The organism is Variovorax sp. P1_H2 (assembly GCF_056405295.1).
In genome coordinates this window covers 15,007-30,394 of record NZ_JBFUCJ010000047.1, presented here as the reverse complement: position 1 = coordinate 30,394, position 15,388 = coordinate 15,007, and the positions used below count along the sequence as shown (strand labels likewise).

Below are 15,388 nucleotides of genomic sequence, written 5' to 3'. Positions count from 1 at the left end.
GGCTTCGCCGGCCTTTTCAGTTTTTCAGGCAGGCCTGCAGGTCGCGTTCGAATTGCGCGAGGACGGCGTCGCGGTCGAAGTTCGCTTCGGCGAAGGCGCGGGCGCGGAGGCTGAGCTCGCGGCGCAGTTCGGGCTGGGAGGCCAGCTTGAGCACCGCGTCGGCGAAGGCGCGGGCATCGTCGGGTGGAACGGCCAGGCCGCACTGGGCGACCACCTTGCCCAGTTGCGTCTCGGCCCCGGCGCCGGCGACGACGGGCCGGCCGCTGCTGAGCATGCCGGTGAGCTTGGAGGGCATCACCAGGTCGGCGGCGTCGGCACGCTGCGGCAGCAGGTGGATGTCGGCGAGGCCCAGCAGGTCGCCGAGACGCTCGACCGGCTGCAGGTCGAGGAAGCGCACGTTGGCGAGCTTCTCGCAGCGCTRCATCAGGTTGGCGCGGCCGGCGCCATTGCCGCAGAACACGAACTCGAGACCGGGCTGATGCTGCAGCAGGCGGGCCATCTCGGCCAGCAGCTCCAGGCCCTGCTTGGCGCCCATGTTGCCGGAATAGAGCGCCACGACGGCATCGGGCTTGATGCCCAGTTCCGCGCGATAGGGGCTTGCCGCCCGCAGCGGCTGCACGGCCGACACGTCGGCCCAGTTCGGCAGCGAGACCAGCCGCGCGTCCTCCGCGCCCTTGCTGCTCGCGCGCTCCATCATGCGCAGGGAGATCGTCGAGATGCGGTCGAAGCGGCGCATCAGGCCGCGTTCGACGGCGGAGACGAAGGCGCGTGCGCCGGCCCCCTTGAGCAGGCCCAGTTCGAAGGCCGCATCCACCTCGTAGTCCTGGATGTGCAGCCACGCCTTCGCCGAGCGCAGCCGCGCGAAGGCCAGCGCCGCCGGCGTACAGAACAGCGGCGGTTCGGTCACCCATACCAGGTCGGGCTTCCAGCGCCATTGCGCGAGCAGGGTGGGAATACTCGACAGCGCGAAGCTGGCCAGGTGGACCAGCCTCTTCAGCCCCGTCACCTTGCGCGGCACCCACAGCGGCGCGCGGAAGATGGTGGCGCCGTGCCAGTCCTCGCGGGTGTAGCGCGAGCCGCTGTAGTCTGGCCAGACCGCCCAATCCGGGTAGTAGGGCGGTGCCGTCACCACCCGCACCTCATGCCCCCTGGCTGCGAGCCAGGCGACCATCTCGCCTGTGTATTTTCCGATGCCGGTCAGTTCCGGCGCGAAATTGATTCCGTAGACGAGAAGTTTCATTGACCCTCGGACAGCATTCCGGCGCCGCGGCGGCGTTCTTTCGACGATGCCGGGGCATCGAGCGCCGGCGCGTTGTCGCTGACGATCCGCAGCAGCGTTTCCGTCACCTCGCCGACCTGGAATCGCTGCCGGAACGAGCGCCGCGCGGCCACCCGCATGGCGGCCGCCTCCGCCGGTGCCAGTGCGAGCCAGCGCTGCAAGGTGTCGATCGTGCCGGCCAGCGTGTCGGCGGCCACGATGCCCGCACCGTCCTGCTCGATCTCGCGCCAGATGTTGACCTTGTCGCTGAGCAGGACCGGCTTGCCGCAGGCCAGGGCCTCCACCACGGCGATGCCGAAGTTCTCCTGGTGCGATGGCAGGCAGAACACATCGGCCGCGTGGAAGGCACCCCATTTGAGGTCGCCCTGCAGCATCCCGGTCCAGGTGATGCGCGCCGCGATGCCGAGTTCCACGGCGCGGCGCTTGAGCTGCCGCACCCGGTCCTCTTCGCCGGGGCCCGCCATCACCAGTTGCAGGTCTGGCGCATCGGCAGCGACACGGGCGAACGCATCAACCAGCAGGTCGCCGCCCTTCTTTTCGTGGATGCGTCCGAGATAGAGCAGCGCCCGTTTGCCCCGCAGCTCGGGAAAGCGGGCCAGGAAGGTTTCGGTCAGTGCCGCCGCGTCCGATGGCGGCTCGGAGGTGCCGTAGGAGCCGACCACTTCCCGGGCGCGGTAGAGCCAGAAGGATTGGCGGGCAAGAAGGCGTTCCTCCTCGCAGGTGAAGATCACGGCGGCCGCGTCGCGCAGCACGCGGTACTCGCCCCAGGGCCAGTACAGCCACTTCTTCAGGTGCTTGAGCGGATAGCGCCGCTTGAACCACGGATCGAGCATGCCGTGGGTGTAGACGAAATAGGGCGTGGTCGACGCATGCAGCGCGCGCCAGGCGGCGAAGCCGGTGTACTGCCACAGGCCATTGACGATCACGGCGTCGTAGGCGGCGGCATGGTCGCGCAGCCAATCGACAGCCAGGGGGGTGTAGCGGTAGCTGGTGCGCGACGGCCCCAGTGCGTGAATCGGCGCCGGACAGTCGATCACGCAGGCCGACGACGGGTCGTCCAGGCACAGCAGTTCGCTGTCGTGGCCGAGTCCAACGAGCGCCTCATGGATGCGAAGCACGCCTTCTATCGGACCGCCACCCCGGGGGTCGACCGAGGGGATCAGGTGGAGCAGTCTCACGTCGATGGCTTGCGAGAAGGGAAGAAATCGGTCGTCGGATGCCTGAAGACGAGCAGGCCGAAGGCCAGCGTGAGGCCCAGCAGGCCGTGCGCCGAAAGTTGGCCGATCGCCGGCCAGGTGAGCAACGCCACGGCCACGGTCAACCACATCAGGAGCGGATAGGGCGAACGCAGCCGGTAGGCCAGGCGCAGGCTCTGGCCGATGCAGACCACGATGACCACCACCTTGAGCGCCGTGAAGGCATAGCCGATCAGGCCGCCTTCCAGCAGGATCCGTCCGGCCTCGATTTCAGCGATCGTGAATGCCTGGCTTCCGGTTCGTACGAAGCCGGCCAGGTTGGAGCCCAGCCCGAGACCCTGGCCGAGCCAGGTGAAGTTGTCGTAGACGTTGGATTCGCCGATGAAGTTCATCAGCAGCCGACCCAGGAAGTCCTCGCCGGCCGCGGCCTGCTCGAAGCGCTGGCTTGTGGTTTCGAGGGCGCCGCTGAACGCATAGAGCAGGACGGCAACGAGCATCAGGCCCAGCAAGACCGTCACCCCGGCGCGCGTGCGCGCCTTGCCTCGCGCCAGCCAGAGCCTGCCCAGGAAGTAGGCCAGCAGCATGGCGCCCGAGAAAATGATCGCAGCCCGCGAGCCGCTGACCACGCTGCCGGCCACGAAGCAGCCAAGGGCTGCCGTCGCAAAAAGCGATTGCGCCTTCGTCCGCTTTCTCGCGCCGACGACGGCAAACACCAAAGGCGCCGCCATGGCCAGKAAAGTCGCGTAGCCGAGCGTGAAGCTGAAGGTGCCCGTGGTGCGGACAACGCCGGGGACCACCGTGAAGATGGCACCTTCGTCTCCCTCCGTCTGCGCGTTGATGCGCGCCCCTGGCGGCGACAGGTATTGCAGCACCGCCAGGGGCGCCATGAGCACGAGGCACCACACGGCGACGAGCAACGCGGCCCGGTAGTCGGCCTCGTTCATCGACGAGGCTGCGGCGACCGCGAACCACGCATAGAGCAGCCAGAAGCGCAAGCCGATCAGCAGCACGGTCGGGGAGCTTTCTCCTCCGATGAGCTGCAGCAGGCCCCAGGCCACGACCAGGCACGACCATCCGAGCAGCACCGCGGTGGCGACCGGTTGCCGACGGAAATGCCCTCGCGTCCACGCGGACATGATCAGATAGGCGACCAGCAGGTCGCGCGTCAGGATCAGCGGGAGCGTCGCGGACGACACGGCCCATTTGCGGACCGCGCCCTCGAGCACGACGATCAGCAGGACGGCGATAAAGACGTAGCCCGCCCGGCTCAGGGAAGCCCGGCGGACCCGGTCGAACGGCAAGGAGGCCGCAGCGCTGTTCATCGAACGAACTCCTCGAGCAGTTGGCCCGCCCGGTCTCGGTAGTTGGCCCACGAGAATGCCTGGCCGGAGCGCAGTGCCGCCGGCCGTGCGGCCCGCAGGAGTTCGGGATTCTCGATCAACCGGCGCACCGTGGCATGCAGGGAGTCTACGTCCGGTTCGACGATCCAGCCGCTGCCCGGATGGTTCTCGATCATGGCCTTGGCGCCGGTCTGGGTCGACACGATGGCCGGCGTACCGCAGGCCATCGCCTCGGCGACGACCATTCCGAACGAGTCCGAGCGGGAGGGGAGCAGGAGGCAGTCCGCCTGGGCCAGCACCCCATACAGCGCCTTCTGCGGCGCATTTGCGAGATGGCGGGCATTCGGCGTTGCCTCGACCGCGGCCAGCAATGCCGGGTCATCGACGCCGCCCATGAACTGCAATTCGTAGCGCAGGCCCTCGGCGTGGAGGCGGCCGAAGGCTTCGACGATCACGTCGACCGACTTGCGGTGGCACAGGGTGCCGGCAAAGACGAACCGGGGTGCGCCCCGGCTGGGTTGCCATGTCGGAATGTCCTGCGGAGGCTCGGCGCCGAGCAGCAAGGGACGCAGCTTGTCCGCCGCAACGCCGTTCGACACATAGCTTTCCGCCGCCAGCGGGGAGCAGGTGAGGATCAGGTCTGCCAGGCGGACCTCCTCATCCTTGCGGCGGTTGATCTCGGGCGTATAGGGGGTGTCGAAGCCGCCGAAGAGCTCCTTGGCCGCCTGATGGTGAAAGGCCGCGGCATCCAGCACGCAGCGCGCGCCGACCGACCTTGCCGCCTGGAAGGAGTGATACGCCGCGTTCTCGTAGGCGACCACCACCTTGGGCCTGAGCTTGAGGATTTGCCGCGCTGCCCAGGCGTCGAACCAATGAAAAATGCGATGCGCGCCGTCGGAACCCGGGCCGCCCCAATGGATCGCCTGCGCGGCGCGCATGGCCAGCTGGAAGCGCGCCGGGTGGCGGCGCAAGGCGCGGGGAATGTCGACGGTGCGGACCTTCTGACGGTATCTTTCGGGCAGCCACCAGGGAGCCGGTTCGCCCTTCGCGGCCACGGGCACGCCCGACCAGAACGACTGCAGCAGCGATCGCTCGTAAAGGGCCAGGGCCAGCTGGTGCGAATGCTGCAGACCCGGATGGGTGACAAGCACCGGACTCATGATCGCAATCCAACGCCATGCATCGGTGGCTTGGCGATGGYCAGCGCCGTGTTGCGACGGGCTTGTGCCGTTTGTGCCGCCAGTTGCTGGAGCACCGCCTGGTGGGCCGACAGCCGATGCGGCTCGTACCATTTCCTCGCTTCCCGTCCGACCCGGGCGGGATGGATGCCGGCGTCGTCAAGTGCCTCGAAACCGAACGCGAAGTTGCGGTTGGCCACGAGTCCGTCCCGGGTGCGGTCGGAGGGCGACAGCAGGATCGGGCAGAGGCCGTGCGCGCAATAGGCGGCGAAGACGCTGCTCTTCGCGACGTCTTCGGCCGGGTAGGCCAGCGCGCCATACCGGGCCTCGGCCATCCGGGCGCTCACCGCGTCGGCGGGCAGCTTGCCGTGCACCACGGCGCCGCTTGCCGCCAGGCGGGTCGACAGCGCGCTCTGGGGCGGGAATGCGGCGCCGATGTCGTGGATCTGTAGTCCCCTGCGCTCGGCACAGCGGAAGATTTCGCCGCCAGCCCATCGATAGACACTCGCCCGCACGCCGGGAGTGCCGAAGACGACGATCTCGTCCTTGCGCGGCGTCGCGATCGCATCCGGCTCGCCAACGGTCGAGAAGATCGGCAGCACCCGGTGCGGCACCTGCCTGGCCCGGCCGGCGAGCAGCCAGCGCGCCGAGTCTTCCCGGCTGGTGATCCAGAAATCCGCCATTGCCAGCAGGTCGCGCGCAACGAGCTTCTGGAGTCCGGTGAGCCAGAAGGCCGAACGCCACGGCGGGCCGACGGCGAACAGCTCATGAAAGACGATGCCGACGCTGTCGAAACGGGGCCGCATCTCGCGCACCGCGCGAACCAGCCACAGGGGCGCGCCGCGCTTCTGGTATCCGTAGCCACTGAGGTGCAGTAACAACAGACGCCCCCCGAAGCCGTCAATGCGGGTGGCCGGCGTCAGTTCGACCAGCGGGGCATCCAGCGCGCCGCTGACCAGCGAGGCGTAGTCCCTCACGCCGCCAAGGCCTGGCGGAACGATGGAAATAGAGGAAGAAGCGTTCATCCTTGAATCACGGCAAGGCGGCCGGAGCTTCAGGCCACCAGTGCTTCGCTGCAGAAGTCTTCGTAGGCGGTCGCGATGCCGTCGCGCAAGGCCACGGCCGGTTTCCAGCCGAGCTTGCGGATGCGCGAAATGTCCAGCAGCTTGCGCGGCGTGCCGTCGGGCTTGCTGGTGTCGTAGTGGATACGGCCCTGGTAGCCGACCACCTCGCTCACCATTTGCGCCAGTTCGGCGATCGACAGGTCCTCGCCGGTGCCGACGTTGATGTGGCTCGCCATGACGTCGGTGTGGGCCGCGTAGGTTTCGCGCGGCAGGTCCATCACGTGGACGCAGGCCCGCGCCATGTCGTCGACATACAGAAACTCCCGCTTCGGCGTGCCGGTGCCCCAGATCACGACGGTCGGGGCATCGCTGGCCTTCGCCTCGTGGAAGCGCCGGATCATCGCCGGCAGCACGTGGCTGTTCTCGGGATGGTAGTTGTCGCCCGGTCCGTAGAGGTTGGTCGGCATCACGCTGCGGAAATCGCAGCCGTACTGGCGGTTGTAGCTCTCGCAGAGCTTGATGCCGGCGATCTTGGCGATCGCGTAGGGCTCGTTGGTCGGCTCCAGCTTGCCCGTGAGGAGGGCGTCCTCCGGCATCGGCTGCTGCGCGAGCCGCGGATAGATGCAGCTCGAGCCCAGGAACAGCAGCTTGGCGACGCCGGTGCGCCACGACTCGTGGATCAGGTTGGCCTCGACCATCAGGTTCGAATAGATGAATTCGGCCGGATAGCTGTTGTTGGCGTGGATGCCGCCCACCTTCGCGGCCGCGACGTAGACCTCCTGCGGCTTCTCTTCGGCAAAAAAGGCTCGCACCTGCCCCTGGTCCGTGAGGTCGAGCTCGGCATGGCTCCTCGTGAGGATCGCGGCATAGCCCCGCTGCTCCAGGCAGCGCACGATGGCACTGCCGACCATGCCGCGGTGACCTGCGACGAAGATTCGCTTTTGCAACTCGTTCATTGACATATCGCCTGGGGTCGCCGTCGGAAATTCAGGCGAGCTTTCTCTTGTCGCCGGTGCCGGGCGACTCGACGTCGGCGAAGCGCACGATGTCGTCCTCGCCCAGATAGCCGCCGGTCTGGACCTCGATCACCTCGAGTGCGGTCCTGCCGGCGTTCTCCAGCCGGTAGACCGCGCCCACGGGGATGTAGATCGACTCGTTCTCCTTCACCAGCACATCTTTGTCGTCGCACACCACGCGCGCCGTCCCCTTGACCACCACCCAGTGCTCGGCGCGGTGGTGGTGCATCCGCAGGGCCAGGCGGGCGCCCGGCTTGACCGTCAGCCGCTTGACCGCGAAGCGCTCGCCGTCGTCGATGCTGTCGTAGGCGCCCCATGGCCGCGGAATGCGGCGGTGCCGGGTGGCCTGGCTGTGGCCGTGCGTGGTCAGCAGGGCGACCACGTCCTTGACCTGCTCCGCGCACTCCCGATGCACGACCAGCAGGGCGTCGGGCGTGTCGATCACCAGGAGGTCCTTGGTTCCCAGCGCCACGACGGGGCGGCTGGGCGCATGGATGAAGGTGTTGGTCGCACTCATGGCGAAGCCCTGGCCGCTGATGCGGTTGCCGTTGGCATCGGTGTCGTGGAGGTCGGCGACCGCATTCCAGCTTCCGACGTCGCTCCACCGGCCCTGGAACGGGATCACCGCCACGCGGTCGCACTTCTCGAGCACCGCATAGTCGATGCTCTGGCTGCGGCAGCGTCCGAAGGCCGCGGGGTCCATTCGCAGGAAGTCGCCGTCGGTCTCGACGGCGGCGATGGCCAGCTGGCAGCTCTCGAGAATGTCCGGTGCATGCGCTTGCAGTGCCGCGATCAGGACCTTGGCCTGAACCAGCAGGATGCCGGCGTTCCAGAGATTGCCCCCTTCCAGCAGCAGCCGCTCGGCGCGTTCGGCCGGCGGCTTCTCGATGAAGGCCGCTACCGCGCGGCCCGCGTCCTCGGCCAGCGCGCCGTCGAGCTTGTCACCCTGGCGGATGTAGCCATAGGCGGTGCTGGGGAAGGAGGGCTCGACACCGAAGGTCACCAGGTAGCCGGCCATGGCGGCCGGGACGCCCTGCAGGATCGTTGCGACGAAGCGGTCCGGCTCGGGGATGTAGTGATCGGCGGGTGCGAACAGCAGCAACCGATCCGGGTCGGCCAGCAAGGCCACCGCGGCCATGGCGGCAGCGGTATTGCGCGCCACCGGCTCGAGCAACTGCTTGCCGCTGACCTGCGCCGCGTCGATCGCTTCCTGCACCAGGAAGCGATGCTCCTCCGCGGCCACGCAGGTCACCTCCGGATTGAGCTGGCGCAAGCGCTCGAGCGTCAGCAGCAGCAGGCTCTTGTTGTCGACCAGCGGCGCGAACTGCTTGGGCAGCGTCTTGCGCGAGAGCGGCCACAACCGGGTGCCGCTGCCTCCGCACAGGACCACCGGCTGGATCCGACTCATCGCGACCCCTCGCCGGTGATGACGGCCCGAACCGTCCTCAGCAGGATCTTGATGTCGAGCCACAACGACCAGTTGCTGACGTATTCGACGTCGAGCTCGACGCGGCGGGCGTAGGACAGCCGGTTCCGGCCGCTGACCTGCCACAGGCCGGTGATGCCGGGGCGCATCGCACAGTAGTGTTCCCAGCCCTTGCCGTAGAGGCTGCGCTGGCGCTCCATGCAGGGGCGGGGGCCGACCAGGCTCATGTCGCCCTTGAGAACATTCCAGAATTGCGGCAGTTCGTCCAGGCTCAGCTTGCGGATGAAGTGGCCGATCGGCGTGATGCGCGGATCCTTCTCCAGCTTCTGGAAGGTGTCCCATTCGGTGCGGGCCATGTCGCTGCGGCTCAGGAACTCGTCCAGCACGTCATCCGAATTGCGGACCATCGAGCGGAACTTGTAGAAGCGAAAGCGCTGGCCGCGCTCGCCGAGCCGGTTCTGCCAGTAATGCACCGGGCGCCCCATGCTGATCAGCACGCCCAGTGCGACCAGCAGGTAGAGCGGCCCGAAGACGGCAAAGAAGAACAAGGCGCCGAAAATGTCGAGGCTGCGCTTGACGATGCGCTCGAGCAGCGACAGCCGGCGCGGCCTGGCCTGAACGGGGGGCGCAGAGGGACCGCTGCCGTCCGGGGTGAAGCGTCGGACCACGTTGCCGCTGGCGGTCGAATCGGAACGAAACATCTGATATTCCCCCGTATCGGGTGCTGCCTCAAACTAGAGCGTGGCAGTGTAACGCTTTACTACTATCGGCAAGAATTTGAACATATGTCGCAGCCGCTGTCGTGTCAACTAAAGCCGTACATCGTCCGCCAAACGGCGTAGGCTGCCTCCTCTGTGAGAACCCTCGGAAAAGGGTAATGGTGCAGCGCAACATCGCGTGTAAGAGTGTAGTCCTTTGGTATGACAAAATGTTAATGCAAGCTGGCATCGAGCTGTTGTTTGTGCACGCCGTTCGAGATTTTGAGGATTAGTACCTATGGATTCGTTTGTGAGCAAGCACTCGGAATGGGCGATGGGCGCATTTCGTCCATGAACGGGTCGGCCGTCGAACGATGGATCGGCCAGGACGAACGCGCCGCCGGCAACGCAGGCCGCAGCGGTCGGCGGGACCCGAAAACGAAAAAGGGAGGCCGCAGCCTCCCTTGAAGGGTGAAGCGGAGGGAGGCTGGCCGCCTCCCCCTGGCTTCAGTGCGGCGCGTTGGCGCCGCGCGCTGCATCCTCGAAGGGCAGCGTCATCGATCTCAGGTCGCGGCGGGTTTCCACCAGCACCAGCGGACCTTCGTCGATCACGATCGCCGGCGGGCGTTCGCGTGGCACATGCCGGGGCTTGGGTTCGGCATCGATGGCCGCGCGAACCGCTGCCACGCGCTCGGCATCCGAGTTGACCCAGTGCAGGCCCGAGCCTTCCGCGACCTGGGCCAGTTCGTCGAGCGGCAGTTGGAAGGGCTGGACCTTCGGCAGTGCGCGCGAGGACGGGGCCTTGGCCTCGACCACGATCGGCGCTGCCGGCGCCACGGCCGGGCGCTCGGCGCGCACCGGTGCCGGYGGCAGGGCCGAGTGGACGGCGGCTTCCTCGACGTCGACCGCTGCCGCAGCAGCTGCCGGCATCGCTTCGCCGGCGTCTTCGCGCGGACCGCGCTCGCGGCGATCGCGCCCGTAGCGGTCGCGCGACCGGCCGCGGCGCTCGTCGCCTTCGCGGCGCGGCGCGGTCTCGCCCTGGTCGTCGCCCGCGGCGAACTCCGTGGCACCGGCCTCGGCGGGCGAGGATTCCGCCGCGCCCGCTGCTTCCGGCGTGCGTGCCGGCCCGTCGTTGCGCCGTTCGCGGCGGCCGTCGCCGCGTTCGCCACGAGGCGGGCGGTCCTCGCCGCGTCCACTGCGTGCGACGCGCTCGTTCGAAGCACCTTCCGGGGTGGCCTCGCCCTGGATTTCGCGGGACATGTCGCCATTGCGTTCGCGGGCGCCATCGCCGCTGCGATCGCCGCGTTCACGGCGCTCGCCGCGTCCGCGCGGTGCGCGTTCCGAGGGGCCGGCCGCTTCGCCGCCTTCGCCGGCGTTCGGCGCGAGTGCCTGGGCATCGAGCTGGATGTCGGTGGCTTCGGCCGGCAATTGGCGCGCCTCGCCATCGCGGCGCTCGCCGCGCCCGCGACGCTCGCTGTCGCGCGGCGCACGGGTCTCGCGCGGCTCGCGCTGTTCCCGGACCTGGCTGTCGGTGCGGGCCTCGCCGCGGGCTTCGCGCCCTTCGCGGCGTTCTCCGTCGCGGCGCTCTCCCGAGCGACCACCTCGGCGTTCGCCACCGCGGCCTTCGCCACTGCGCGCTTCGCCGTCACGAGCACCTCGGCCTTCGCCACGGCCGCCACGGCGCTGCTCGCCGTCACGTGCCGTGCGCGCGCCCTCGCCATCGCGCTCGCGCGCACCGCGGCCATCGCGGCGCGGCTTCGGTGCTTCCACCGGGATCGTCGCCGGGGCCGGAGCCGGAGCCGGTGCCGCCGGGGCACCCCCGAAGAGGCTCTTGATCCAGCCGAACAGGCCGGATTCGGCCGATTTGGCGGGCACTTCCACCGGTGCGGGCGCTGCGACCGGCGCCCGCGCCGCTGCCACCGGCCGCACCGCCTCGGGCTTCGGCACCGCCACCGGCGCCGGCGCATCGGGCAGCACGCCCTTGATCACCGGCGTCTGCTTGTTGGTCGGCTCCTGCGAACGGCGCGTGACCGAGGTCGGATCCTCGATCTCGTCGGCCATCTTGTAGCTGGCCTCGATGTGGTCGAGGCGCGGATCGTCGTGCTTGAGCCGCTCGAGCTTGTAGTTGGGCGTCTCGAGCGTCTTGTTGGGCACCATCAGCACGGTCACGCGCTGCTTGAGCTCGATCTTGGCGATCTCGGGGCGCTTTTCGTTCAGCAGGAACGACGCCACCTCGACCGGCACCTGGACATGCACGGCGGCCGTGTTGTCCTTCATCGACTCTTCCTGAATGATGCGCAGGATCTGCAGCGCGCTCGATTCGGTATCGCGGATGTGGCCCGAGCCGCCGCAGCGCGGGCAGGGGATCGACGAGCCTTCGCTGAGCGCCGGCTTCAGGCGCTGGCGGCTCATTTCCATCAGGCCGAACTTGCTGATCGAGCCGAACTGGACGCGAGCGCGGTCTTGGCGCAGCGCGTCGCGCAGGCGGCTCTCGACCTCGCGGCGGTTCTTCGACTCGTCCATGTCGATGAAGTCGATCACGATCAGGCCGCCGAGGTCGCGCAGGCGCATCTGGCGCGCCACCTCGTCGGCGGCTTCCAGGTTGGTGCGGGTSGCGGTYTCYTCGATGTCGCCGCCCTTGATGGCGCGGGCCGAGTTGACGTCGACCGAGACCAGCGCCTCGGTGTGGTCGATCACGATCGCGCCGCCGCTCGGCAGTTGCACCGTGCGGGCGTAGGCCGATTCGATCTGGTGCTCGATCTGGAAGCGGCTGAACAGCGCCGCGTCGTCGCGGTAGCGCTTCACGCGGGCCGCATGCTCCGGCATCACGTGCGCCATGAACTGCTGCGCCTGGTCGTAGATGTCGTCGGTGTCGATCAGGATGTCGCCGATGTCGTGATTGAAATAATCACGGATCGCGCGGATCACGAGCGAGGATTCCTGGTAGATCAGGAACGCGCCCTTGGCGCCCTTGGCGGCGCCGTCGATGGCGGTCCAGAGCTTGAGCAGGTAGTTCAGGTCCCACTGGAGCTCGGGCGCCGAGCGGCCGATGCCGGCGGTGCGGGCGATGATGCTGGCGCCCTTCGGGTACTCCAGCTGGTCCATCGCCTCCTTGAGTTCGGCCCGGTCGTCGCCCTCGATGCGCCGGCTGACGCCGCCGCCGCGGGGGTTGTTCGGCATCAGCACGACATAGCGGCCGGCCAGCGAGATGAAGGTGGTCAGCGCCGCGCCCTTGTTGCCGCGTTCTTCCTTCTCGACCTGAACGACCAGTTCCTGGCCTTCGCGGATCGCGTCCTGGATCCGGGCCTGGCTGGCCGAGACGCCTTCGGCGAAATACTGCTTGGAGATTTCCTTGAACGGCAGGAAGCCGTGGCGGTCTTCGCCGTAGTCGACGAAGCAGGCTTCCAGCGAGGGCTCGACGCGCGTCACGACGGCCTTGTAGATGTTGCCCTTGCGCTGTTCGCGCCCTTCGATCTCGATTTCGTAGTCGAGGAGCTTTTGCCCGTCGACGATGGCCAGGCGGCGCTCTTCAGGCTGCGTGGCGTTGATCAGCATCCGTTTCATGATGCGTTGTCCTTATGTCTGTTCGTATCGCTCTTACCGGTCCATGACGGACCTAACGATGCACGGACGACGCTCGCGAAACGAAGGAATTGCCGCTGTACCCAGGCTGCTGGGGCCGCCGCGCGGACGCGGACAACCACATCGAGAGTCAACTCGATGTCAGACGGGGTGGGGGCGCGTGGATGAGCGCGAGCCGCATGTGGGGTCGATTTGCTATTATTTTGATAGCAACTGGCGCAGGGGTGGCGCGCGCTGGCGGAGATTCAATGGCTGACGCTGCCGGCTTTTGCCAGCGCAGGATCAGTTGAATCAGCAGCATCAACACAAGGGACTCGCTTCGATCCGCCGGCAGATTGGAGCCTGCCGGCTGGGGTATTCCGTATCGGTGTTTCGTGGGCGTCGGCTTGACTCGGCTGCAGGGCCCGCCGCCTTGCGCTCTTGCGCGTGGCCTGCGGACGCTGCCTCAAAGCGGCATCGACCTCACAGCGCTTCCTGCAGTGCTCTAAACTTCTGATTAATCAAGCACTTACAAGACCGCGCTGGTGAAAAACATTATAGGTGCGAAGCCGGTCCCCGCGGCGGCAGAAGTTCGCTTTCTGACGGTCGACGAGGATTCCGCCGGCCAAAGGCTGGACAACTACCTGTTCCGCCATCTCAAGGGCGTGCCCAAGACCCACGTCTACCGGATCATCCGCTCCGGCGAGGTGCGCATCAACAAGGGGCGTGCCCAGGCCGAGTCGCGGCTGGCCGCGGGCGACGTGCTGCGGCTGCCGCCGGTCCGCGTGTCGGCCCGCTCCGAAGAAGGCGGCGCGCCGGCGGCACCGGCGCGCGAGTTCCCGCTGCTGCTCGAGGACGACGCGCTGCTGGCGATCGACAAGCCGGCCGGTGTCGCGGTGCACGGCGGCAGCGGCGTGAGCTTCGGCGTCATCGAGCAGCTGCGCCGGGCGCGGCCCGCGGCGCGCTTCCTCGAACTGGTGCACCGGCTCGACCGCGAGACCTCGGGCATCCTGCTGGTCGCCAAGAAGCGCAGCGCCCTGACCGCGTTGCAGGACCAGTTCCGCGAGCGCGAGACCGGCAAGACCTACCTGGCGCTGGTCGAGGGCGCCTGGCCCGCCAACAAGAAGGTGCTCGACGCGCCGCTGGCCAAGTATCTGCTGCCGGCGCCTGCGGGCGCGGCCGAAGGGGAACGGCGGGTCCGCGTCGTCGCCAAGGATCATCCGGACGCGATGCGGGCCGTCACGCTGGTCAAGGTGCTGGCCCGTTTTTCGCTTCCCGGCGATGGCGCCGAGTTCTCCCTGCTGGCGGTGACCATCAAGACCGGCCGCACCCACCAGATCCGCGTCCATCTCGCCTCGGCCGGGCATCCGATCGCCGGCGACGACAAATATGGCGTCTTCGAGCGCAATCGGGCCTTGCAGAAGCTGGGTCTCAAGCGCATGTTCCTTCATGCGTGGCGGCTCCAGTTCACCCATCCTGCGAGCGCCGAGCGTGTCGCGCTGCAAGCCGACCTGCCGCCTGAACTGCACGCGCTGATGCCTCCCGCTGCGCTCGATGCACTCGCCGCCCATCCCTTCGTTCAAGCCCATGACTGACATCCGACCCCGCCGCTTCGACCTGCTCGCCTTCGATTGGGACGGCACGCTCTACGACTCCACGCGCCTGATCGCGCGCTGCATTCAGGCTGCCGTGGTCGACGTCGGCGGCGCCAGACCGAGCGAAAGCGATGCCGCCTGGGTGATCGGGCTCGGACTCGCCGAGGCCTTGGCCCGCGCGGCGCCGGATGTGCCGAAGGAGAAGTACCCCGAGCTCGGCGCCCGCTATCGCTTTCACTTCCTGCAGCACCAGGACGACCTGGTGCTGTTCGATGGCGTGCTGCCGATGCTCGATGCCCTGCGGGGGCGCGGCCACAAGCTGGCGGTGGCCACCGGCAAGTCGCGCCGCGGCCTGAACGAGGCGCTGGCCACGGCGTCGCTGCGCGATCGCTTCGACGCTTCGCGCACGGCCGACGAGACCTTCGGCAAGCCGCATCCGCGCATGCTGCTCGAACTGATGGAAGAACTCGAGGTGCCGGCCGAGCGGACGCTCATGATCGGCGACACTACCCACGACTTGCAGCTGGCCCTCAATGCCGGTTGCGCCAGCGTCGGCGTCAGCTATGGCGCCCACGAGGCGGGGAGCTTCGATGCGCTGGCGCCGCTGCACGTGGCGCATTCGGTGGCCGGGCTCTCGCGATGGCTGGTCGACAACGCCTGAGCCTGCAATGAGCGAGTCGATTCCCCTCTGCAACTCGGCCGACCTGGTCGAGGGCGGTCGTGCGGTTCCTTTCGATGTGGTGCATGGCGGCGAGACCTGCCGGGCCTTCGCGGTGCGTTTCGAAGGCGCGCCGCATGCCTACCTGAACCGCTGCAGCCATGTGGCGATGGAAATGGACTTCCAGCCCGACCGCTTCTTCGACGACAGCGGCCAGTGGCTGCTGTGCGCGACGCACGGCGCGGTCTACCAGCCCGACACCGGCGAATGCGCCGGCGGGCCCTGCCGCGGGGGGCTCGTGAAGATCGCGTTGAGCGAGCGGGACGGCGTGGTGCACTGGCATACTGCCTGGAATCTTCAAGCTCTGGCCTTCTGAA

At 68.0% G+C, this 15,388-nt stretch carries 12 protein-coding genes; 3 read left to right on the top strand and 9 right to left on the bottom strand.

Annotation, left to right across the window (positions count from 1 at the left end):
• Positions 1–16: 16 nt before the first annotated feature.
• The 9 genes from AC1D2E_RS17620 to AC1D2E_RS17580 form a co-directional block, all read right to left on the bottom strand.
• Positions 17–1,240: a WcaI family glycosyltransferase gene (locus AC1D2E_RS17620; protein ID WP_478198582.1), complete on the bottom strand. Its 1,224-nt coding sequence runs from the start codon at positions 1,238–1,240 to the stop codon at positions 17–19.
• Positions 1,237–2,457, bottom strand: coding sequence for a glycosyltransferase (locus AC1D2E_RS17615; RefSeq protein ID WP_478198581.1), 1,221 nt, complete (start codon positions 2,455–2,457; stop codon positions 1,237–1,239). The genes AC1D2E_RS17620 and AC1D2E_RS17615 overlap by 4 nt, the downstream gene beginning before the upstream one ends.
• Positions 2,454–3,797, bottom strand: coding sequence for a hypothetical protein (locus AC1D2E_RS17610; protein ID WP_478198580.1), 1,344 nt, complete (start codon positions 3,795–3,797; stop codon positions 2,454–2,456). The genes AC1D2E_RS17615 and AC1D2E_RS17610 overlap by 4 nt, the downstream gene beginning before the upstream one ends.
• Entirely contained in the window at positions 3,794–4,966 is a 1,173-nt protein-coding gene (locus AC1D2E_RS17605; RefSeq protein ID WP_478198579.1) for a glycosyltransferase family 4 protein, read from the bottom strand. The genes AC1D2E_RS17610 and AC1D2E_RS17605 overlap by 4 nt, the downstream gene beginning before the upstream one ends.
• A gap of 5 nt (positions 4,967–4,971) precedes the next feature.
• Entirely contained in the window at positions 4,972–5,970 is a 999-nt protein-coding gene (locus AC1D2E_RS17600) for a hypothetical protein (RefSeq protein ID WP_478198578.1), read from the bottom strand.
• 77 nt (positions 5,971–6,047) lie between these two features.
• Positions 6,048–7,013 carry a GDP-L-fucose synthase gene (fcl, locus tag AC1D2E_RS17595; protein ID WP_478198577.1) on the bottom strand — a complete coding sequence of 322 codons (966 nt, stop codon included), beginning with the start codon at positions 7,011–7,013 and terminating at the stop codon, positions 6,048–6,050.
• 31 nt (positions 7,014–7,044) lie between these two features.
• Entirely contained in the window at positions 7,045–8,481 is a 1,437-nt protein-coding gene (locus AC1D2E_RS17590) for a mannose-1-phosphate guanylyltransferase/mannose-6-phosphate isomerase (RefSeq protein WP_478198576.1), read from the bottom strand.
• Complete coding sequence (locus tag AC1D2E_RS17585) at positions 8,478–9,200, bottom strand: sugar transferase (protein WP_478198575.1); 723 nt, start codon at positions 9,198–9,200, stop codon at positions 8,478–8,480. The genes AC1D2E_RS17590 and AC1D2E_RS17585 overlap by 4 nt, the downstream gene beginning before the upstream one ends.
• 504 nt (positions 9,201–9,704) lie before the next feature.
• Positions 9,705–12,761, bottom strand: a complete 3,057-nt coding sequence (locus tag AC1D2E_RS17580; protein WP_478198574.1) for an Rne/Rng family ribonuclease — start codon at positions 12,759–12,761, stop codon at positions 9,705–9,707.
• A 542-nt stretch (positions 12,762–13,303) separates the two neighbouring features.
• Here AC1D2E_RS17580 and AC1D2E_RS17575 point away from each other — a divergent pair.
• Genes AC1D2E_RS17575 through AC1D2E_RS17565 form a run of 3 tightly spaced genes read left to right on the top strand, consistent with a single transcriptional unit; the run spans position 13,304 to position 15,387 of the window.
• Positions 13,304–14,353 (top strand): RluA family pseudouridine synthase, encoded by a 1,050-nt coding sequence (locus AC1D2E_RS17575; RefSeq protein WP_478198573.1) that lies wholly within the window; start codon positions 13,304–13,306, stop codon positions 14,351–14,353.
• Positions 14,346–15,014, top strand: coding sequence for an HAD family hydrolase (locus AC1D2E_RS17570; protein ID WP_478198572.1), 669 nt, complete (start codon positions 14,346–14,348; stop codon positions 15,012–15,014). The genes AC1D2E_RS17575 and AC1D2E_RS17570 overlap by 8 nt, the downstream gene beginning before the upstream one ends.
• 7 nt (positions 15,015–15,021) lie before the next feature.
• Positions 15,022–15,387 (top strand): Rieske (2Fe-2S) protein, encoded by a 366-nt coding sequence (locus AC1D2E_RS17565; protein ID WP_478198571.1) that lies wholly within the window; start codon positions 15,022–15,024, stop codon positions 15,385–15,387.
• The last annotated feature ends 1 nt before the right edge of the window (position 15,388 follow it).